Source organism: Cellulomonas sp. HZM, from assembly GCF_000708885.1.
Lineage (GTDB): Bacteria > Actinomycetota > Actinomycetes > Actinomycetales > Cellulomonadaceae > Cellulomonas.
In genome coordinates this window covers 143,429-163,148 of the sequence record NZ_JEOE01000001.1, presented here as the reverse complement: position 1 = coordinate 163,148, position 19,720 = coordinate 143,429, and the positions used below count along the sequence as shown (strand labels likewise).

At 74.2% G+C, this 19,720-nt stretch carries 20 protein-coding genes and 1 riboswitch; of the genes, 19 read left to right on the top strand and 1 reads right to left on the bottom strand.

Features of this window, described 5'->3' with window-relative positions:
* The first annotated feature begins 23 nt into the window (after window positions 1-23).
* The 9 genes from rpe (at window position 24) to AW16_RS0100780 (ending at window position 6,738) form a co-directional block, all read left to right on the top strand.
* Entirely contained in the window at window positions 24-677 is a 654-nt protein-coding gene (rpe, locus tag AW16_RS0100820; RefSeq protein WP_029287299.1) for a ribulose-phosphate 3-epimerase, read from the top strand.
* A gap of 58 nt (window positions 678-735) precedes the next feature.
* Window positions 736-871: riboswitch (FMN riboswitch) on the top strand.
* Window positions 872-955: 84 nt separating this feature from the next.
* On the top strand, window positions 956-2,038 hold the full coding sequence (gene ribD / locus AW16_RS0100815; protein ID WP_051681571.1) for a bifunctional diaminohydroxyphosphoribosylaminopyrimidine deaminase/5-amino-6-(5-phosphoribosylamino)uracil reductase RibD: 1,083 nt from the start codon (window positions 956-958) through the stop codon (window positions 2,036-2,038).
* Complete coding sequence (locus tag AW16_RS0100810) at window positions 2,038-2,643, top strand: riboflavin synthase (protein ID WP_029287295.1); 606 nt, start codon at window positions 2,038-2,040, stop codon at window positions 2,641-2,643. Before ribD ends, AW16_RS0100810 begins: the two co-directional genes overlap by 1 nt.
* Window positions 2,640-3,977: a bifunctional 3,4-dihydroxy-2-butanone-4-phosphate synthase/GTP cyclohydrolase II gene (locus AW16_RS0100805; RefSeq protein WP_051681545.1), complete on the top strand. Its 1,338-nt coding sequence runs from the start codon at window positions 2,640-2,642 to the stop codon at window positions 3,975-3,977. The genes AW16_RS0100810 and AW16_RS0100805 overlap by 4 nt, the downstream gene beginning before the upstream one ends.
* The gene (gene ribH, locus AW16_RS0100800) at window positions 3,974-4,441 is read left to right on the top strand and encodes a 6,7-dimethyl-8-ribityllumazine synthase (protein ID WP_029287291.1); all 468 of its coding nucleotides are present in this window, start codon (window positions 3,974-3,976) and stop codon (window positions 4,439-4,441) included. Before AW16_RS0100805 ends, ribH begins: the two co-directional genes overlap by 4 nt.
* Window positions 4,441-5,148 (top strand): nicotinamide riboside transporter PnuC, encoded by a 708-nt coding sequence (gene pnuC, locus AW16_RS0100795; RefSeq protein ID WP_051681570.1) that lies wholly within the window; start codon window positions 4,441-4,443, stop codon window positions 5,146-5,148. The genes ribH and pnuC overlap by 1 nt, the downstream gene beginning before the upstream one ends.
* Window positions 5,145-5,408, top strand: a complete 264-nt coding sequence (locus tag AW16_RS0100790) for a phosphoribosyl-ATP diphosphatase (protein WP_029287287.1) — start codon at window positions 5,145-5,147, stop codon at window positions 5,406-5,408. Before pnuC ends, AW16_RS0100790 begins: the two co-directional genes overlap by 4 nt.
* A 36-nt stretch (window positions 5,409-5,444) precedes the next feature.
* Window positions 5,445-6,293 (top strand): ATP phosphoribosyltransferase, encoded by an 849-nt coding sequence (gene hisG / locus AW16_RS0100785; protein ID WP_029287285.1) that lies wholly within the window; start codon window positions 5,445-5,447, stop codon window positions 6,291-6,293.
* Between the two features lie 7 nt (window positions 6,294-6,300).
* Window positions 6,301-6,738, top strand: a complete 438-nt coding sequence (locus AW16_RS0100780) for a PH domain-containing protein (protein ID WP_029287283.1) — start codon at window positions 6,301-6,303, stop codon at window positions 6,736-6,738.
* Between the two features lie 17 nt (window positions 6,739-6,755).
* On the opposite strand, the gene AW16_RS0100775 is transcribed toward AW16_RS0100780, so the two are convergent.
* Window positions 6,756-7,877 (bottom strand): DUF3866 family protein, encoded by a 1,122-nt coding sequence (locus AW16_RS0100775; RefSeq protein WP_029287281.1) that lies wholly within the window; start codon window positions 7,875-7,877, stop codon window positions 6,756-6,758.
* Window positions 7,878-7,910: 33 nt separating this feature from the next.
* On the opposite strand from AW16_RS0100775, the gene AW16_RS0100770 reads away from it, so the two are divergent.
* The 10 genes from AW16_RS0100770 (at window position 7,911) to AW16_RS0100725 (ending at window position 19,711) form a co-directional block, all read left to right on the top strand.
* On the top strand, window positions 7,911-8,930 hold the full coding sequence (locus tag AW16_RS0100770) for a YafY family protein (RefSeq protein WP_051681569.1): 1,020 nt from the start codon (window positions 7,911-7,913) through the stop codon (window positions 8,928-8,930).
* Entirely contained in the window at window positions 8,923-9,891 is a 969-nt protein-coding gene (locus AW16_RS0100765; RefSeq protein ID WP_029287277.1) for a YafY family protein, read from the top strand. The genes AW16_RS0100770 and AW16_RS0100765 overlap by 8 nt, the downstream gene beginning before the upstream one ends.
* On the top strand, window positions 9,888-10,211 hold the full coding sequence (locus tag AW16_RS0100760; protein ID WP_029287275.1) for a hypothetical protein: 324 nt from the start codon (window positions 9,888-9,890) through the stop codon (window positions 10,209-10,211). Before AW16_RS0100765 ends, AW16_RS0100760 begins: the two co-directional genes overlap by 4 nt.
* Before the next feature lie 96 nt (window positions 10,212-10,307).
* On the top strand, window positions 10,308-10,625 hold the full coding sequence (locus tag AW16_RS0100755; protein ID WP_231495902.1) for a twin-arginine translocase TatA/TatE family subunit: 318 nt from the start codon (window positions 10,308-10,310) through the stop codon (window positions 10,623-10,625).
* A gap of 40 nt (window positions 10,626-10,665) precedes the next feature.
* Complete coding sequence (gene tatC, locus AW16_RS0100750) at window positions 10,666-11,406, top strand: twin-arginine translocase subunit TatC (RefSeq protein ID WP_034647871.1); 741 nt, start codon at window positions 10,666-10,668, stop codon at window positions 11,404-11,406.
* Window positions 11,403-12,311, top strand: a complete 909-nt coding sequence (locus AW16_RS0100745; RefSeq protein ID WP_029287269.1) for a diacylglycerol kinase family protein — start codon at window positions 11,403-11,405, stop codon at window positions 12,309-12,311. The genes tatC and AW16_RS0100745 overlap by 4 nt, the downstream gene beginning before the upstream one ends.
* A gap of 146 nt (window positions 12,312-12,457) precedes the next feature.
* Complete coding sequence (locus tag AW16_RS0100740) at window positions 12,458-15,313, top strand: RNA helicase (RefSeq protein ID WP_051681543.1); 2,856 nt, start codon at window positions 12,458-12,460, stop codon at window positions 15,311-15,313.
* A gap of 43 nt (window positions 15,314-15,356) precedes the next feature.
* On the top strand, window positions 15,357-16,979 hold the full coding sequence (locus tag AW16_RS0100735) for an amidohydrolase (RefSeq protein WP_029287265.1): 1,623 nt from the start codon (window positions 15,357-15,359) through the stop codon (window positions 16,977-16,979).
* Between the two features lie 417 nt (window positions 16,980-17,396).
* A complete protein-coding gene (lnt, locus tag AW16_RS0100730; RefSeq protein ID WP_029287263.1) occupies window positions 17,397-18,959 on the top strand; it encodes an apolipoprotein N-acyltransferase in 1,563 nt (520 codons plus the stop codon).
* A complete protein-coding gene (locus tag AW16_RS0100725; protein ID WP_029287261.1) occupies window positions 18,956-19,711 on the top strand; it encodes a polyprenol monophosphomannose synthase in 756 nt (251 codons plus the stop codon). Before lnt ends, AW16_RS0100725 begins: the two co-directional genes overlap by 4 nt.
* Window positions 19,712-19,720 lie beyond the last annotated feature (9 nt).

Here is a 19,720-nt window from a genome sequence, read left to right as displayed (position 1 = left end):
ACGCCCGCGGCTAGGCTGACCACGTGCCAGCGCTGATCAACCCCAGCATCCTGTCCGCCGACTTCGCGAACCTCGAGCGCGACCTCGCGCGGATCGCGAACGCCGACTACGCGCACGTCGACGTCATGGACAACCACTTCGTGCCGAACCTGACCATCGGGCTGCCCGTGGTGCGTCGGATCGCGGAGGTCTCGCCGGTGCCGCTCGACGCGCACCTCATGATCGAGGACGCCGACCGGTGGGCGCCGCAGTACGCGGAGGCCGGTGCCGCGTCGGTGACGTTCCACCTCGAGGCCGCGCAGGCCCCGGTCCGGCTCGCACGCGAGCTGCGGGCGGGCGGCGCGCGCGTCGGCGTCGCGCTGCGCCCGGCCACGCCGGTGGAGCCGCTGCTCGACCTGCTGGACGAGATCGACATGATCCTGGTCATGACCGTCGAGCCCGGGTTCGGGGGACAGTCGTTCATCGAGGGCACGCTGCCCAAGGTGCGCCGCGCCCGCGCCGCGATCGACGCAGCGGGAGCCGAGACGTGGGTCCAGGTGGACGGCGGGGTCGCGCGCGGCACGATCGGGCGGATCGCGCAGGCTGGGGCGAACGTGTTCGTCGCGGGATCGGCCGTCTACGGGGCGGACGACGTCGCGGCGGAGATCACCGCGCTGAGGGAGCTGGCCGAAGGGTGAGACGCCCCGGGCCGGGGGCGATGAGCCCCGGCCCCTGTGGCATGATCGAACGAAGCAAGCACGTGCTCCGGGGTCGGTGAAAGTCCGAGCCGGCGGTGACAGTCCGCGACCCGCACGGTCCTTCGGGACCGAGCGGTTGACCTGGTGGAACTCCAGGACCGACGGTGAAAGTCCGGATGGGAGGAAGTACGTGGCGGCGCGCGCTGGTCGTGCGCCGTGGCCGACGCGACCCCGCGCCGTCCGCGACCCCGGAGCCGACGACGGTCCCGGGAGGCGAGATGACGACGACGAGCAGCGGTGCGGTCACCGCGACCGAGCTCGACGCGCTGCGCCGCGCGTTCGCGCTCGCCGCACGGGGGCCGGCCTCCGGCCCCAACCCTCGCGTCGGTTGCGTGCTGCTCGCCCCCGACGGCACCACGGTGGGCGAAGGATGGCACGAGGGTGCAGGCTCGGCGCACGCGGAGGTCGCGGCGCTCGACGACGCCCGCGCACGCGGTAGGTCCACGGTGGGCACGACCGCCGTGGTCACGCTCGAGCCGTGCGACCACACCGGACGCACGGGCCCGTGCTCGCGCGCGCTCGTCGAGGCGGGCGTCGCGCGCGTCGTCGTCGCGGTGCGGGACCCGAACCCGGTCGCCGCCGGGGGAGCACGCACGCTCGCGGACGCAGGCGTCGACGTCCTCGCGGACGTGCTGCCCGACGAGGGGCGCGCCGTGCTCGGCGCGTGGCTGCCCGCGGTGGAGCGCGGCCGTCCGTTCGTCACGCTCAAGCTGGCGTCGACGCTCGACGGCCGTGTCGCGGCGGCCGACGGCACGAGTCGCTGGATCACCGGCGCCGTCGCGCGCCAGCACGCGCACGACCTGCGTGCCGAGGTCGACGCGATCGTCGTCGGGACGGGGACCGCGCTGGCCGACGACCCGAGCCTGACCGCGCGCGCTGCGGACGGGACGCTCGTCGGGCACCAGCCGCTGCGCGTCGTCGTCGGGCTGCGCGACGTGCCGGGTGACGCCCGGCTGCGGGGCGAGGGCGGCGAGCTCGTGCACGTGCGCACGCACGACCCCGCCGAGGTGCTCGCCGTCCTCGCCGCACGAGAGGTGCGGCACGCGCTGGTCGAGGGCGGCCCGACGCTCGCGGCCGCGTTCCTGCGCGCGCGGCTGGTCGACGAGGTCCATGCGTACGTCGCGCCGGTGCTGCTCGGGGGCGGGCTGTCGGCCGTGGCGGACCTGGGCGTCGCGACGATCGCCGACGCGGTGCGCCTCGTCCCGCGTCGCGTGCAGCCGCTGGGCGACGACGTGCTCGTCGTCGCCACGCCCGAACCGCCTGCGTCCGCAGGCGACGACACCCAGAGCGAGGAGCCCTGATGTTCACCGGCATCGTCGAGGAGATCGGTGTGGTCGAGGCGATCGACCTCGCCGACCAGGACGCGCGGCTGCGCGTGCGCGGACCGCTCGTCGTGTCCGATGCGCGCGTCGGCGACTCGATCGCGGTCTCGGGCGTGTGCCTCACCGTCACGGACCTGCCCGGCGACGGCACGTTCACGGCCGATGTCATGCCGGAGACCCTGCGGCGGACCGCTCTCGGCGAGGCGGTGGTCGGCTCGGGGGTCAACCTGGAGCGGGCGCTCGCCGTGGGCGGGCGCTACGGCGGTCACGTCGTGCAGGGCCACGTCGACGGCGTGGGGACCGTGGCACGGCGCGCGCCGGGTCCGCGCTGGGACGACGTCGAGATCGACGTGGACCCCGCGGTCGCGCGGTACGTGGCGGAGAAGGGCTCGGTGGCCGTGGCCGGGGTGTCGCTCACCGTGACGCACGTGGGCGACACGTCGTTCGGCGTCTCGCTCATCCCGACGACGCTCGCGGCTACCACCCTGGGCTCGCTCGAGGTCGGGGCGCGCGTCAACATCGAGGTGGACGTGCTCGCGAAGTACACCGAGCGGCTGCTCGCGACGTCCGGCGGTGCACGGTGAGCGCCCGTGACGGGCTCGTCGAGCGCGCTCTCGACGAGCTGCGGGCAGGGCGTCCCGTGCTCGTGGCGGACTCGCCGGACCGCGAGAACGAGGCCGACGTCGTGCTCGCCGCCCAGACCGCGACGCCCGCGTGGGTCGCGTGGACCATCCGGCACTCGTCGGGCTACCTGTGCGCGCCGATGCCCTCCGACCGCGCCGACGCGCTCGACCTGCCGCTCATGGTCCCGCACAGCCAGGACCCGCGACGGACCGCGTACACCGTGACCGTGGACGCCGCGACGGGCGTGACGACCGGCATCTCGGCGGCCGACCGCACGCGCACCCTGCAGGTGCTCGCCGATCCCGCGGCGGGGCCGTCAGACCTGATCCGTCCCGGGCACGTGCTGCCGCTGCGGGCCGTCCCCGGCGGTGTGCTGCACCGTGCGGGGCACACCGAGGCCGCGGTCGACCTGTGCCGTCTCGCCGGCCTCGAGCCGGTCGGTGCGATCGCCGAGCTCGTCGACGACGACGGCAGCATGACGCGGCTGCCGGGGGCGCAGGAGCTCGCCGCACGCGAAGGGCTGGTGCTGCTCACGATCGAGGAGCTCGTGGCGTGGCGGCGCGCGCACGACGACGAGGTGCGAGCGGCCGTCGGCGAACGTGCTCGCGTGCACCCGACGCAGACCGCGCTGCTGCCGACGAGGCACGGGGAGTTCCGCCTCCACGGCTTCCGCGACCTGCGCACGGGCGACGAGCACGTCGCGCTGGTGGCGGCGTCCGGCCTCGCGCCCGAACCCGTCGTCCGCGTGCACTCGGAGTGCCTGACAGGCGACGCGTTCGGCTCGGCCCGGTGCGACTGCGGGCCGCAGCTCGACGCGGCGCTCGAGCTCGCGGCCCGGCACGGCGGCGCGGTCGTCTACCTGCGCGGGCACGAGGGCCGGGGGATCGGCCTGCTCGCGAAGGTCGCCGCGTACGCGCTGCAGGACGAGGGTCGCGACACGGTCGAGGCGAACCTCGACCTCGGCTGGCCGGCGGACCGGCGCGAGTACGGAGCCGCGGCCGCGATCCTCGTCGCGCTCGGCGTCACGAGCCTCACGCTCCTCACCAACAACCCCGCCAAGGTCGCCGGCCTGCGCGCGCACGGCCTCGTCGTGGAGCAGCGCGGGCTGCAGGTGGGACGCACGCCGCACAACGAGGCCTATCTACGGACCAAGGCGACGTCCATGGGGCACGTCCTGGACCTGGAGGCCGACCCGGATGCGGACCTGGATCCGGACGTGGACCGGGGCCCGGACCAGCACGACGACGAGTACGAGAACGAGCACCCCGACGCGGGGACGAAGGAGTCGGCATGAGCGGTGCGGGAGCACCCACCCTGCACGTGGACGGCAGCGGCCTGCGGGTCGTCGTCGTGGCCGCGAGCTGGCACGACGAGGTGATGGACGGTCTGCTGGCCGGTGCTCGTCGGGCCCTGGCCGAGGCGGGCGTCACGACGGTGCGCGAGGTTCGCGTGCCGGGGACGTTCGAGCTGCCCGTCGCGGCGCGCGCCGCGGCGGTCTCGGGCGCAGACGCGGTCGTCGCGCTCGGCGTCGTGATCCGCGGCGGCACGCCGCACTTCGAGTACGTCTGCCAGGCCGCGACGTCGGGGCTGACCGACGTCGCGGTGCGCACGGGCGTGCCGGTCGGGTTCGGAGTCCTGACGTGCGACGACGAGGCGCAGGCGCTCGACCGCGCGGGACTGCCAGGGTCGAGCGAGGACAAGGGCGCCGAGGCGGCCCAGGCCGCGGTCGCGACCGTTCTTGCACTGAGGGGGCTGTGATGCTGAGCTGGCTGTTCGACTCGACCGTGACGATCGCCGGCCACGACATCCTGTGGCGCGAGATCATCGGGAACCTGTTCGGGCTGGCGTCCGCGATCGGCGGCATGCGCCGCCGGGTGTGGGCGTGGCCCGTCGGCATCGTCGGGAACGTGCTGCTCTTCACGGTGTTCCTGGGCGCGGTCTTCGACACGCCGCAGCACAAGGACCTGTACGGGCAGGCGGGGCGGCAGGTCTTCTTCATCGCGGTGTCGGTGTACGGATGGGTGCGCTGGCGCCAGGCGCAGCAGCGCGCGGCCGCCGCCGGGGTGCCCGACGCGCCCGCGGTCGTGCCCCACTGGGCCGGTGTGCGCGGCTGGGTGCAGATCGTCACGATCGCCGTGGTCGGCACGCTCGTGTTCCACGAGATCTTCTCGCGGCTCGGCTCGTGGGGCCCGTGGGCGGACGCGTGGATCTTCACCGGTTCGTTCCTCGCGACGTACGGCATGGCGCGCGGGTGGATCGAGTTCTGGCTCATCTGGATCGCGGTCGACGCCGTCGGGGTCCCGCTGCTGCTGTCGGCCGGGTACTACCCCTCCGCCGTGCTGTACCTCGTGTACGCGGGCGTGGTCGTGTGGGGCTTCGTCGTGTGGTGGCGCAACCGGGGGGACGCCCGGCCTGCGGACGGCGGCAAGGACCTCCCCGAGCAGCCCCTACTGTTGGCCGAGTGAAGACCTTCGACGCGCTGTTCGCCGAGCTGTCCGACAAGGCCCGCACCCGCCCGGAGGGCTCGGGCACGGTCGCGGAGCTCGACGCCGGCGTGCACGCGATCGGCAAGAAGGTCGTCGAGGAGGCCGCCGAGGTCTGGATGGCGGCGGAGCACGAGGGCGACGAGCGGACGGCGGAGGAGATCTCCCAGCTCCTCTACCACCTCCAGGTGCTCATGCTCGCGCGTGGCCTGACGCTCGACGACGTGTACGCCCACCTCTGAGACCACCCCACCCCGAGACGAACGCTAGGACCTGACGTGCTGCGCATCGCCGTGCCCAACAAGGGCTCCCTCTCGGAGCCGGCCGCCGCCATCCTCAAGGAGGCCGGCTACCGGCAGCGTCGTGACTCGCGTGAGCTCGTGCTGCCGGACCCGGACAACGACGTCGAGTTCTTCTTCCTGCGCCCGCGCGACATCGCGGTGTACGTCGGCGCCGGCACGGTCGACGTCGGGATCACCGGCCGCGACCTGCTGCTCGACTCGGGCTCGGCCGCGGTGGAGCACCTCGCCCTCGGGTTCGGCCGCTCGACGTTCCGCTTCGCCTCGACGGCGGGCGGGATCTCGACGGTCGCGGAGATCCAGGGCCGTCGGGTCGCGTCGAGCTACCCGGTGCTCGTGACCGACCACCTGCGGTCGCAGGGCGTCGAGCCCTCGGACGTCGTGCGCCTCGACGGAGCGGTGGAGACCGCGATCCGCCTGGGCGTCGCGGACGTGATCGCGGACGTCGTGGAGACGGGCACGACGCTGCGTGCGGCCGGCCTCGAGATCTTCGGTGACCCGATCCTGCGCTCGGAGGCGGTGCTCGTGCGCCGCTCCGACGTCGGCTCGCCCGCGGGCCTCGAGGTGCTGACGCGCCGCCTGCAGGGTGTGCTCACCGCGCAGCAGTACGTGCTGATGGACTACGACGTGCCGACCGAGCTCGTGACGCAGGCGGTCGCGATCACGCCGGGCCTCGAGTCCCCGACGGTGTCCCCGTTGCACAACGGCGACTGGTCCGCGGTCCGCGCGATGGTGCGCCGCGCCGACACCAACCGCGTCATGGACGCGCTGTACGACGTGGGCGCCCGTGCGATCCTCGTCACGCAGATCCACGCCTGCCGGCTGTGACCGTCCGGTGACCGAGCCCTCGCTGGCCGCCTTCCGGCCGCGCCTCGCGCGGTTCGTCACGCTCGCGCTCGCCGTGGTCGTCGTCCTCGGCACCGTGGCGCTGCTGCTCGCGGTCCCGGACCTGACGGCGGGGGACCGCCTGGGCTTCGTCCTGGTCGCGGGGCTCATCGTCTGGTTCCTGTGGCGGCAGGCGACCGTCAGCGCCGTGCCGTCGGAGGACGGCCTGGTGGTGCGCAACCTGCTCGTCACGACGCGGCTCGAGTGGGCGCAGGTGGTCGCGGTGCGCTTCGGGCACGGGAACCCGTGGGTGCAGCTCGACCTCGACGACGGAGACACGCTCGCCGTGATGGGCGTGCAGCGCGCCGACGGCGTGCGTGCGCAGGACGAGGCGCAGCGGCTCTCGACGCTCGTCGCACGGTTCACGGCGACGCCGCGCGACGACTGAGCGGCTCGGGCCCGCGCTCAGTCGAGGAGCCGCACCGCGTGGACGCCTGCGACCCCCGCGGCGAGGAACGAGGCAGGGTCCTGGTCGAGGCCACGGCCCATCGTCGAGAGGCGCACGGGCGACGAGGCCAGGGCCGCGCGCAGGTCCGAGCCCGCCTCGACGGGCACGAGCCTGTGCAGGGGCGAGAGCTCTTCTGCCTGCGCGGCGACCTGGGCCCCGAGGTCCGCGAGGTCTCCGGCGAGCACCGGTACGGGGACGTCGGCCGAGCGCATCGCGACCCGGCCGTAGGCGGTGAGCGAGTGGTGCGAGACGCCCACGTGCCGTGAGCGCTCGTCGGCTCCCGACACGCGCAGCGAGGCGACGGGGCGGCCCCCCAGCACGGACGTCGCGTTGACCGCCTCACCTGCGGCGACGCCCGAGAAGCCCCAACGCGTGCCGGTGCCGAGGTTCCCCGGGCCCTGCGCGACGACGGCGAGGTCCGCCCCCGCGACGTGCCGTGCCGCGAGCAGGCCGGTGTGCACGGTGACCGCCTCGAGGTCGCCCCCGAACGCCTGGCCCGTCGTGATGCACGCGTCGATCCAGCCCGCCTCGCGCAGACCCGCCACCGCGCGCGAGAACCAGGCGGGCAGCGCGCCCCCGTCGGTCATGACGTAGGCGACGCGCGGCACGGGCCGTCCCGCACGTGCGGCGGCGTGCCGCGCACCGGCGACGACGGCCGGCACGGCCGAGTGCAGGTCCGCGACGACCACCGGCATGCCGTCCAGGTCGTCGGCGTCGCGCAGGGTGTCGTGGTGCTCAGACTCCTGGTCGTCGACGCCCAGCACCATGGCCTGCAGCGGCGTGTACCGCGCCTTGACGAGGTGACCCGGGCCGGCCGGGACGTCGGCGGGAAGGCCGTTCGCGGGCGCCACGACGAGCGCGTACCCGCCCGTCCCGAGTCCGCGTGCGAGCGCCGAGACGTTGAGCAGGAGGCGGTCCCCGACGGCGGGGGAGCCGACGAGAAGCGGGTAGGCGAGCGCCTTGACGCGTGCGGGGATCGTCGGATCGGCCCACGGCTCGTCGAGCGCGACCTGGAGCTCCACCGCTCCGGGCCACTGCGTTCCGACGGACTGGACGACACCCGAGCGCCACGTGATCACGCGACCACGCTACCGGCCACTACGGTGGTCCCGATGGCCACGTCCCCCGCTGCCGCAGAGCGCCTGCTCAACCTCGTCATCGCACTCGTGAACACCCCGGTGCGCATGACCAAGGAGCAGGTGCGCTCGACCGTCGCCGGGTACGGCGACGCACCGTCCGACGAGTCGTTCGAGCGGATGTTCGAGCGGGACAAGGACATGCTCCGCGAGCTCGGCGTCCCGGTCCTGACGATCACGGACGCGGGTCACGGCGACGACTTCGGCTACCGGATCGACCTCGACACCTACGCGCTCGCGCCGATCGACCTCACCGCGGCCGAGCTGGGCGTGCTGACGATGGCGGCCGAGCTGTGGCAGGACCGGTCGTTGCGCGCCGACTCGACGCGCGCCCTGACCAAGCTGCGCGCCGTCGGCCAGGCGCCGGGGTCCACCGATCTCGTCGCGGGGCTCTCGCCGCGCGTGCGCGACGGAGGGGGTGCTTTCGCACCGCTCGTGGACGCGGTCCAGGCGCGCCAGGCGGTGCGGTTCACCTACCGCGCAGCCACGACGGGCGAGGTGCGTGAGCGCGTCGTCGAACCGTGGAAGCTGCTCGCGCGGCGCGGTGGCTGGGTACTGGTGGCCCGCGACCGGGACCGGGGAGCGACGCGGTCGTTCCGCCTGAGCCGCATCGAGGGGTCCGTGCGCACCGTCGGGCCGGCGGGGGCGTTCGAGACCCCGACCCCCGAAGAGCTGGCCGACGCGCTCTCGTCGTGGGACAGCGGCACGCGCGGCGTCGCGACGCTCGCGGTCCTTCCCGATCGGGCCTCGGCGCTGCGTGCGCGCGACGTCGACGGACCGAGGCCGACCGTCGCGGGGCGCGACGTGCTGCGCGTGCCGTTCCGGGCCGACTGGGAGCTGGCCGAGGAGGTCGTGGGCTACGGCGACGCCGTGCTCGTGCTCGAACCGACCCCCGTCCGTGAGGCGGTGCTCTCGCTGCTCCGGCGCGCCGCCGCGCTCGACGACGACGGTGGCACCGCGCACGACGTGGAGGCGGCGGAGGTGTCACGTGGCTGACCGCGCACCGGACCGCCTCCTGCGGATGCTGGGGATGATCGCGTACCTCGACCGGCACGAGGGCGTTCCGGTGGGGGAGCTCGCCGACCAGTTCGGCGTCTCGGCGGCCCAGGTGATGCAGGACGTCGAGCTGCTCTGGGTCACCGGCACGCCGGGCTACCTCCCGTACGACCTGATCGACTTCGACGCGTCCTCCTACGAGCAGGGCGTCGTGCGGCTCACGGAGTCCCGCGGGATGACGCGCCCGCTGCGTCTCGGGGCTCGCGAGGCGGTGTCGCTGGTCGCGGCGCTGCGGGCGCTCGACGACGCGCTCGGCCCGGCTCTCGACGAGGAGCGCTCGGCAGTGCTGCGCTCGGCGCTCGCGAAGCTCACGGCCGCGACGGGGGACGCGGCCGCGGGTGCGGTGGACGTCGTGCTCGCCCGCACCGGCGCGCCGCACGTGCAGTCCGCCGTCGCGCGCGCGCTGCGGCTGGGCCGCCGGCTCCACCTGCGGTATGTGGACGCCGCGGACGTCGCGAGCGAGCGCGACGTCGACCCGATCCGCCTCGTCACGGACGACGAGCACTCGTACCTGCTCGCGTGGTGCCGGGCCGTGGACGGGGAGCGGCTGTTCCGCGTCGACCGCGTGCTCGACGCGACGCTCCTCGACGAGAGCGCGGAGGAGCACGACGTCGCGGAGGGAGCCGGGACGTTCGCGCCCGGCACCGACGGCGAGCTCGTCACGCTCCGGCTCGCGAGCCGCGCGCGGTGGGTGGCCGAGGTGACCCCGGTCGACGAGGTCCGCAACCTCGACGACGGGTCGTTCGAGGTGGACCTGCGCGTCGTGAACCCGGCCTGGCTGCAGCACCTCGTGCTGCAGGTCGCGGGCGCGGTGCTCGAGGTGCGTCCGAGCTCCGTCGCGCGCGATGCCGCGCAGGCCGCGCGGGCAGCACTGCGGGCGTACGAGGAGCTGGCGTCGTGATCTGGTTCCTCGTGTGGACGGTCCTGGTGCTGGGGGCGTGCGCGTTCCTGTTCTGGGTCGGGCGCCGCCTGTGGCGTCAGGCCGTCGCGCTCGGTCGCGCGCTCGGCACGGCCGCGGACGTCGCGTCGCGCCTCGCCGACCAGGTCGACGAGCTGCAGCGGGTCGCCGAGCGTCCGTCGACGGGGCCGACCCTGCTCGCGGATCCCGACGAGCTGCGTGAACGTGTGCGCGAGCTGCGCGCAGCGGCGGGGGATCGGCGTGCCGAGCGGGCCGAGCGGAACGCGGCGACGGCGCGGTCCTGGCGCGCGTACTGGGGCTGAGCGCACGCCGGTAGGCCGGACCCGCGCCCGCGGAGCGTTACGATCGGAGGTGCTGCGTACTGCGCGGCACGACACCGCAAGCGAGGAGCGACGCCCGTGAGAATCCTGAGCCACCCGGCGACCCTCGTGTTCCTGCTGCTCCTGATCGTGGTGCTGTTCGGCTACAAGCGTCTGCCCGACGTGGCCAAGAGCGTCGGTCAGTCCATGAAGGTCTTCAAGAACGAGATGAAGACGATGAACGAGCCCGACGAGAAGCCGGCGCCGACGACCGGTCCGGGCGGGGTCGCGGCACCGGACGTCACCGCCACCAACACGGTCCAGAGCACGACGTCGCCGCTGAACCCGGCGCCCGGCGCGGCACCGAGCACCCCGGCCACGCCCGAGACCGGCGGCCCCGCCGCACCGTCCGCCTGAACCCAGGGTGAGCACACCGCGCCGACCGCGCGACGGCCGGATGCCGCTGCGCGCCCATCTCGTGGAGCTACGTCGTCGCGTCGTCCTCGCCTCGCTCGGCATCCTCGTGGGCGCCGTCGTCGGCTGGATCTTCTACGACCCGGTCTTCGAGGCGTTGCAGCGCCCGATCCTGCAGGTCGCGCAGGAGCGGGACACGGTCGTCTCGATCAACTTCGCGGGCCTCGCGACCGCGGTCGACATGAAGGTCAAGGTCGCGTTCTTCATCGGTCTCATCGTGTCGAGCCCGTGGTGGATCTACCAGCTCTGGGCGTTCATCAACCCGGGGCTGACGCACAAGGAGCGCGTGCGGGTCTACGGCTTCCTCGCCGCGGCGGTCCCGCTGTTCCTCGGCGGTGCGGCGTTCGCCGCGGCCATGCTGCCGAACGCCGTGCGCGTGCTCACGGAGTTCACGCCTGATGGCGCGACCAACCTCATCGACGCGCAGACGTACCTGAGCTTCGTGATGCGCTTCGTGCTCGCCTTCGGGCTCGCGTTCCTGCTGCCCGCGATCATGGTCGCGCTCACGCTGGGCGGCGTCGTGCGCGCGTCGACGTGGGCGCGCGGGTGGCGCTGGGCTGTGCTGCTCTCGTTCACGTTCGCGGCGGTGATGACGCCCACGCCGGACATCCTGTCCATGATGCTGCTGGCGCTCCCGGTGTGCGCGCTGTACTTCATCGCGCTCGGCATCGGCCTGCTCCACGACCGCCGTGCGGCACGAGGCGAGCGGGTGGTGGACGTATGACGCTCGGTCTCGTCGTCAACCCGACAGCGGGCAAGGGGCGCGGCGCGCGGATCGGCGCGCGCGTGCACGACGTGCTGCGCCGGCGCGGGCACGCCGTCGTCGACCTGTCCGCCGCGACGCTCGCCCAGGCGACGGACCGCGCACGGGCCGCCGCGCTCGAGGGTCTCGACGGGCTCGTCGTCGTGGGCGGCGACGGCATGGTGCACCTCGGGGTCAACGTCGTCGCGGGTACGGGGCTGGGCCTCGGCATCGTGCCCGCGGGCACGGGCAACGACATCGCGCGCGCGTTCGGGCTGCCCAAGGACGTGGACCGTGCGGTCGCCGCCGTCGAGCACGGGCTCGACGCCGGTGCCCGCCCTGTGGACGCAGTGCGGACCGGGGCACCGGGCCTCGCGGCGCACGAGTGGTTCGCGGGAGCGCTGTCCTGCGGCATCGACGCCGACGTCAACGCGCGCGCCAACGAGCTGCGCTGGCCCCGCGGGTCCGCGCGCTACGTCCGGGCTCTGATCCCGGCCCTCGCGGCGTTCCGCCCGTACGGGTACCGCGTCACGCTCGACGACCAGGTCTGGGAGCAGCCCGGGACGCTCGTCGCGGTGGCGAACGTCCCGTGGATCGGCGGGGGGCTCAATATCGCGCCCGACGCGGTCGTCGACGACGGGCTCCTCGACGTCGTGGTCGCGGGGCCTTTCACCAAGCCGGGCGTGGTGCGGATCTTCCCGTCCATCTACCGGGGCGGTCACGTGGGCCACCCCCAGGTCCAAGTGCTGCGCAGCCGGTCCGTGCTCATCGAGCCCGTCTCCGAGCTCGGCCCGACGCCGCCGCCGGCGTTCGCCGACGGCGAGCGGATCGGGCCGCTCCCGCTGCGCGCCGAGGTGGTGCCGGGAGCGCTCCGGGTGCTCTGCTGATCCGGTCGCCGGCACGCCGTCGTGCCGCCGCGCCGGAGCTCGTGGGGGTCGACCTGGCGTGGTTCGGCCCGGCGCGTGCCTAGGGTGGTCGTGTGCCGTCCCGCCACCGTCACCGGACCACGTCCTCGGCCCGTACGTCCTCGTCCGTGAACCGTCCCGGCGCAGTGCGCACCGACGGTTCGGGCACTGCCCGTGCAGGCGCTGCCGGTTCGGACCCCGACGACGCGAGCCCCGCCGAGCGTTACGCCGCGACCCGCCGTCGCGGTGCCGCGCAGCACGGGGAGCTCGGCAGGTTCCGTGACCTGCTGTCGTTCCCGCTCGACGAGTTCCAGGTCGACGCGTGCGCGGCGCTCGAGCGCGGCAGCGGCGTCCTGGTCGCAGCGCCCACGGGGGCGGGCAAGACCGTGGTCGGCGAGTTCGCCGTGCACCTCGCGCTGGCCGGAGGGCGCAAGGCCTTCTACACGACGCCCATCAAGGCGCTCTCGAACCAGAAGTTCGGCGACCTCGTACGGCGGTACGGCCCCGACCAGGTCGGCCTGCTCACGGGCGACACGACGATCAACGGCGACGCACCCGTGGTGGTCATGACCACCGAGGTGCTGCGCAACATGCTCTACGCCGGTTCGGGCGCGCTCGTCGGGCTCGGCTTCGTCGTGATGGACGAGGTGCACTACCTCGCGGACCGGTTCCGCGGCCCCGTGTGGGAGGAGGTGATCATCCACCTGCCCGACGACGTGCAGCTGGTCTCTCTCTCCGCGACCGTGTCGAACGCCGAGGAGTTCGGCGACTGGCTCGCGACCGTGCGCGGCGACACCGAGGTGGTCGTCTCCGAGCACCGCCCCGTGCCGCTCGGGCAGCACGTGCTCGTGCGCGACGAGCTCCTCGAGCTGTACGCGGGCCACGTCGACCCGACCGACCCCGGCGTCGACCCGCCCATCAACCCCGACCTGCAGGCCCTGCTGCGCCGCAGGATGCCCGACGACCGTCGCGGACCGGGGGATCGCGGCTACCGCGGACGCGGGGGAGCACGTCCGGGCGCGCCACGCGGGGGCGCACGGCCCACGCCGCGGTTCGCGGTCGTCGACGTGCTGGATCGCGAGGAGCTGCTGCCCGCGATCGTCTTCATCTTCTCCCGCGCCGGGTGCGACGCCGCCGTGCAGCAGTGCCTGGCCGCGGGGGTGCGACTCACGTCACCCGCCGAGCAGGCGCAGATCCGCCTCGTCGTCGAGGAGCGTTCGGCTGCGATCCCTCCCGAGGACCTCGACGTGCTGGGGTACTGGGAGCTCGCGGAGGCGCTCACGCGTGGCGTGGCCTCCCACCACGCAGGCATGCTGCCGCTGTTCAAGGAGACGGTCGAGGAGCTGTTCTCGCGCGGGCTCGTCAAGGTGGTGTTCGCGACCGAGACGCTCGCGCTCGGCATCAACATGCCCGCGCGCTCGGTCGTGCTCGAGAAGCTCGTGAAGTGGGACGGCTCGAGCCACGTCGACGTGACGCCGGGGGAGTACACGCAGCTCACCGGACGGGCGGGCCGCCGAGGGATCGACACGGAGGGGCACGCGGTCGTCGTCGCGCACCCGGGCCTCGACCCCGTGCAGCTCGCGGGCCTGGCCTCGCGCAGGCTCTACCCGCTGCGCTCGAGCTTCCGGCCCACGTACAACATGGCGGTCAACCTCGTGGCTCAGGTCGGCCGCGAACGCGCGCGCGAGGTCCTCGAGACGTCGTTCGCGCAGTTCCAGGCGGACCGGGGGGTCGTCGGCCTCGCGCGCCAGGCTCAGGCGCACACCGAGGCACTCGACGGCTACGAGCAGGCCATGCGCTGCCACCTCGGCGACTTCGCTGAGTACATGGGGATCCGGCGGGAGATCACCGCGCGCGAGCGAGAGCTGTCGCGCGCGGCGTCCGGGGCGCGCAGGGCAGAGGTGGCCCGCACGCTCGAGGGCCTGCGGGTAGGTGACGTCCTCGAGGTGCCGCTCGGGCGGCGCGCGAGCCACGTCGTCGTCCTCGACCCCGGCGGGCGACCCGGGTTCGAGGGCCCGCGTCCCACGGTGCTGACGACCGACCGTCAGGTGCGGCACCTGACGGTCTCGGACGTGGGCACCGGCGCGCGCACCGTGGGCCGTCTCCGGTTGCCCGGCGGCTTCAACGCACGCGTGCCCGCCGCGCGACGCGACCTCGCGGCGCTCCTGCGGGCGGAGGTCGACGGGATGAGACCCGCCGGTCGGCAGCGCAAGGGTCTGCAGCGCGCGGCCGCGCAGGACGACGAGCGGCTCGCCGAGCTGAGGCGCAGGCTGCGCCAGCACCCGTGCCACCGGTGCCCGGACCGCGACGAGCACGCCCGCTGGGCGCAGCGCCACGAGCGGCTCGCCACCGAGCACCAGGCGCTCGTCGGTCGCATCGCCGGTCGTACGGGATCGATCGCCGCGGTCTTCGACCGGATCTGCGACGTGCTCGGGGAGCTCGGGTACCTCGGTGCGCCGGACGGCACGCTCGTCGTGACCGAGTCCGGGAGGTGGCTGCGTCGCCTGTACGCGGAGGACGACCTCCTCCTGGCCCAGTGCCTGCGGTCCGGCGCGTGGGACGAGCTCGACGCCGCGGGGCTGGCCGCGGTCGTGTCGACGATCGTGTTCCGGTCGCGGCGCGACGAGAACGCCGAGCCGCGTGTCCCGGGCGGTCCCGCGGGCCGGCTGGGGCGAGCCCTCGACGCGACCGTGCGCGAGTGGTCGCTGCTCGACGACCTCGAGGGCCGGCACGGCATCGAGGCGACCACGCCGCTCGACCTCGGCCTCGTCGAGGCGGTGCACCGGTGGGCGAGCGGCCGCAGTCTCGAGGCCGTCCTGCGCGGTTCCGAGCTCTCGGCCGGCGACTTCGTGCGCTGGTGCAAGCAGGTGATCGACGTGCTCGACCAGCTGCACCAGGCGGCGCCCCTGCCCCGCACGCGCACCGTCGCCGCTCAGGCGGTCGACGCGCTCCGACGCGGGGTCGTCGCGTACTCGTCGGTCTGAGCCCGCGTGCTCCGGTCCGCGGCGCGGGCCGTAGGGTGTCGCGGTGAGCTCCACCCTGTACCGGCACGGAGTCGTGCACTCGTCGGCCGACCCGTTCGCAGAGGCGGTCCTGGTCGAGGACGGTGTCGTCGCGTGGCTCGGCGCCGACGACACGGCCGACGGCTTCGCGTCGCGCGCCGACGAGGTCGTCGACCTCGACGGCGCGCTCGTCACACCCGGGTTCGTCGACGCGCACGTGCACGTCCTCGAGACCGGGCTGGCCCTCGAGAGCGTCGACCTCGGCCCCGACGCCGGTGTCCGGTCTCTCGCCGACGCCCTCGCAGCGGTCGCCCGGGCCGCCGCGACGCGGGGCGACGGACCGGTGCTCGGGTTCGGCTGGGACGAGACGCAGTGGCCGGAGGGACGGCCGCCGACGCGTCACGAGCTGGACGCCGCCGCCGGTGGGGCGCCCGTCTACCTCGCGCGCGTCGACGTGCACTCGGCCGTGGTCTCGAGCGCCCTCGCGACGAGCACGGGAGCCGACCGGGCGCCCGGGTGGTCGGACGACGGCCGCGTCGAGCGCGACGCGCACCACGTGGCCCGTGCGGCGGCGCGCGACGTCGCTCCTGGGCGGCGCACCGCGCTGTACGAGCGAGCGCTGCGGCACGCGGCGGCTCAGGGCGTGGTCTCGGTGCACGAGCACAGCGCGCCCTCGATCGACACGCGCGAGGGACTGCTGGAGCTCCTGACGAGCACGGCCGACGCGAGCTCGGCCCTCCCGTTCGTCGTGGGCTACCGCGGCGAGCTGTGCGTCACGGTCGACGACGCGCGCGCGGTGCTGGCCGCGATCCCGGGCCTGACCGGCATCGGCGGTGACCTCAACGTGGACGGCGCGCTCGGCTCGCGCACCGCGGCGCTGCGGGCGCCGTACGCGGATGCCCGAGAGACCGACGGTGTGCTGTACCTCGCGGCCGAGCAGATCGCGAACCATCTCACCGCGGTGTCGAGGGCCGGGCTGCAGAGCGGCTTCCACGTCATCGGCGACCGTGCGATGGACGAGGTGCTCGTGGGTCTGCGCGCCGCGCAGGACGTCGAAGGGGCCGCCGCGCTCGCGCGTACGGGTGTGCGCCTCGAGCACGCGGAGATGGTCGACGCCCCGACGCTGGCCGCGCTGGTGCTCCTCGGTGTGCGGCTCAGCGTGCAGCCCGCGTTCGACGCGCGCTGGGGGCACGTCGGGGGGATGTACGCCGCCCGGCTCGGCGCGGGTCGCGCCGATGCGCTGAACCCGCTGGCCGACCTCGCGGGAGCCGGCGTCCCGCTGGCATTCGGGTCCGACGCACCCGTCACCGCGCTCGACCCGTGGGCCGCGGTCCGCGCCGCGGCGTTCCATCACGCTCCCGAGCAGCGCATCAGTGCGCGCGCCGCGCTGCGTGCTCACACCCGCGGCGGGTGGCGGCTGGCGGGGCACGACGGCGTGGGTGAGCTCCGCGTCGGGCAGCCGGCTCATCTCGCCGTGTGGGAGGCCGACGAGCTCGTCGTGCAGGCGCCGGACGGCAGGCTGTCCGCGTGGAGCCCCGATGCCCAGGCGGGTACGCCGTTGCTGCCCGATCTGTCACCCGGCGCGGTGCCGCCCCGGTGCCTGCGCACGGTGCGTGCCGGGGTCGTGCTGCACGACGCACTCGGCTGACCGCACCGCGCCCGTCGGCCGAACGAGTGAACCTCGCGGCCTGTACCGCGGGCACGCGCGGACGGCGTCGCGACACGCGCGACGACACGCCGCAACTCGTGGGACAGATCCCCCCAGACCGGACGCCGTGACCTGCGACAAGGCCCGTGACCTGCGGCGACACGGCCTTGACAGTCGTCGCGATGTCGGTAGGTTTCCCTGTGACCCACCACCGCAGACCTCGCGACAACGACGTCTACGGGTGGTCCCGGACCGGGACGACGGCGGTGGATCCATGGGGCTCCGACCGGGCCCGCGCGTTCAGTAGACAACGGCCGTGCGACGCATGTGCCGGTACGAAGGACGCGCGGGCCGGTCGGTCGGCCCGGGTGGGAGGGCTCGCCCGGAGCACACCGCCTGGTGCCGTAGCCTGACGCGGTGCCCGCGTCCCGACCGTCCCGCTGGTGGACCCTTGTCCTGGCGGCGGTCGGCGGCTACCTGACGCGGCTGGCGTTCCCTGCCCCCGGCTGGTGGGGGGCGGCGTTCGTCGGCATCGCGCTGCTGTACCTCGCGCTGCGGCGCGACTCGGCACGCTGGAACGCGCTCGTCGGGCTCGTGTTCGGGCTCGCCTTCTTCCTGCCCTTGATCACGTGGGCGTACGACGCCGTGGGGCCCGTGCCGTGGATCGCGTTGAGCGCCGCCGAGGCCGGGATGGTCGCGGCCTTCGGCGCGGCATGGAGCTGGGCGCGCCGCGGCGAGGCCGTGTGGCGGTCCGGCGGCCTGCAGGTCGTCGTGTTCACGCTGCTCTGGGTCGCCGTGGAGGAGCTGCGGTCCGCGTGGCCGTTCGGCGGCTTCCCCTGGGGCAGGCTCGCGTTCTCGCAGGCCGACTCACCGCTCGCGCCGTTCGCGTCGTGGGCCGGTACACCGCTCGTCAGCGGTCTCGTCGTGGCCGTCGGGGTGCTGCTGGCGCGCTCGTTCGTGCTCGCGCGCAGGGTCGCGGCGCTGCGCACCGCGGCCGCTCTCGGGCTCGCCCTGGTCGTCGTCCTGCTCGGCCTCGCGGTGCCCCTCGGGACGCTTCCCGAGGACGGCACGCTACGCGTGGGAGCCGTGCAGGGGAACGTCCCCGGTCAGGGCCTCGACGCGTTCGGCCAGCGTGCCGCGGTGCTGCACAACCACGTCGAGGGCACCTATGCGCTGCTCGACCAGGTGGACCAGGGCGACCTGGACCTCGTGCTGTGGCCCGAGAACGGCACGGACATCGACCCCCAGGTCGACGAGGCAGCCGCGAAGGCGATCGACACCGCCGCGACGGCGGTCGGGGCGCCGATGCTCGTCGGGACGGTCCAGTACCCACCGACAGGAGGGCGGTACAACACCGCAGTCTTGTGGGAGCCGGGACAAGGCGTCGTCGCGACCTACACCAAGCAGCACCCGGCGCCCTTCGCGGAGTACATCCCGATGCGGCCCGTCGCGCGGCTGTTCTCGAAGGACGTCGACCTCGTGACCCGTGACATGATCCCTGGTGACCGCCCCGGCTACGTGCCGCTCGACTCGCCGCGGCTCGGTCGGACCGTGGGTATCGGCGACGTCATCTGCTTCGAGGTCGCCTACGACGCTCTCGTGCGCGACGCCGTGCGCGCCGGGGGAGAGGTGCTGGTGGTGCAGACGAACAACGCGACGTTCGGGCATTCGGACGAGTCGACGCAGCAGCTCGCGATGTCGCGCATGCGCGCGATCGAGCACGGTCGGGCGACGGTCCAGATCTCGACGGTCGGCGTCAGCGCCGTGATCGCCCCCAACGGTGCCGTGTCGCAGCGGACCGGTCTGTTCACGGCCGACCAGCTCGTCGCCAACCTCGCGCTGCGGCAGTCGCTGACGCCGGCCACCCGGCTCGGCGCGTGGCCCGCGCGCCTCGTGGAGGCGCTCGCCGCGGTGACGGTCGTCGCCGGGGCGTTCGGGGCCGCGCGCGTGCGCCGCGAGGCGCGGGGGGTCGCCGCGTGACCACGCTCGTCATCGTGCCCACCTACAACGAGCGCGAGTCGATCCCGGGCGCCCTGGCACGGCTGGCCACGAACGTTCCCGACGCGCACGTCCTCGTCGTCGACGACGGCTCGCCGGACGGCACGGGCGCGCTCGTCGAGAAGATCGCGGCCGACGACACCGCTCCGCGCGAGATCCACGTGCTGCACCGCAGCGGCAAGCAGGGGCTCGGCACGGCGTACGTCGCGGGGTTCCGCTGGGCGCTCGAGCGCGGGTACGACGTCGTGTGCGAGATGGACGCCGACGGCTCGCACCGTGCCGAGGACCTTCCGGCGGTGCTCGCCGCGCTCGACGGCCACGACCTGTCGCTCGGGTCGCGTTGGGTCCCGGGCGGGAAGGTCGTGAACTGGCCGCTGCACCGGGAGGTCCTGTCACGCGGCGCCAACACGTACACGCGGATCATGCTCGGCATGCCGCTGGGCGACGCGACGGGCGGGTTCCGCGCCTACCGCGCCGACCTGCTAGCACGCCTGCCGCTCGACGAGATCCGGTCGCAGGGCTACTGCTTCCAGGTCGACATGGCGTGGCGCTCCGTCCAGGCGGGGGCCCGAGTCGTCGAGGTACCCATCACGTTCGTCGAGCGGACCGCGGGCGCATCCAAGATGAGCCGGCGCATCGTCGTGGAGGCGCTCGTCGCCGTGACGCGGTGGGGGACAGCAGAACGCTCCCGCCAGCTGGCGGGAGCGTTCCGGAAGGTGCTGGGCCGAGGCTGAGCCTCGCAC

Excerpts from the sequence above, each read along its gene's own strand:
- ribD (WP_051681571.1), top strand. The coding sequence starts at position 956 with ATGACGACGACGAGCAGCGGTGCGGTCACCGCGACCGAGCTCGACGCG.
- AW16_RS0100810 (WP_029287295.1), top strand. The coding sequence starts at position 2,038 with ATGTTCACCGGCATCGTCGAGGAGATCGGTGTGGTCGAGGCGATCGAC.
- ribH (WP_029287291.1), top strand. The coding sequence starts at position 3,974 with ATGAGCGGTGCGGGAGCACCCACCCTGCACGTGGACGGCAGCGGCCTG.
- pnuC (WP_051681570.1), top strand. The coding sequence starts at position 4,441 with ATGCTGAGCTGGCTGTTCGACTCGACCGTGACGATCGCCGGCCACGAC.
- AW16_RS0100770 (WP_051681569.1), top strand. The coding sequence starts at position 7,911 with ATGGCCACGTCCCCCGCTGCCGCAGAGCGCCTGCTCAACCTCGTCATC.
- tatC (WP_034647871.1), top strand. The coding sequence starts at position 10,666 with ATGCCGCTGCGCGCCCATCTCGTGGAGCTACGTCGTCGCGTCGTCCTC.
- AW16_RS0100745 (WP_029287269.1), top strand. The coding sequence starts at position 11,403 with ATGACGCTCGGTCTCGTCGTCAACCCGACAGCGGGCAAGGGGCGCGGC.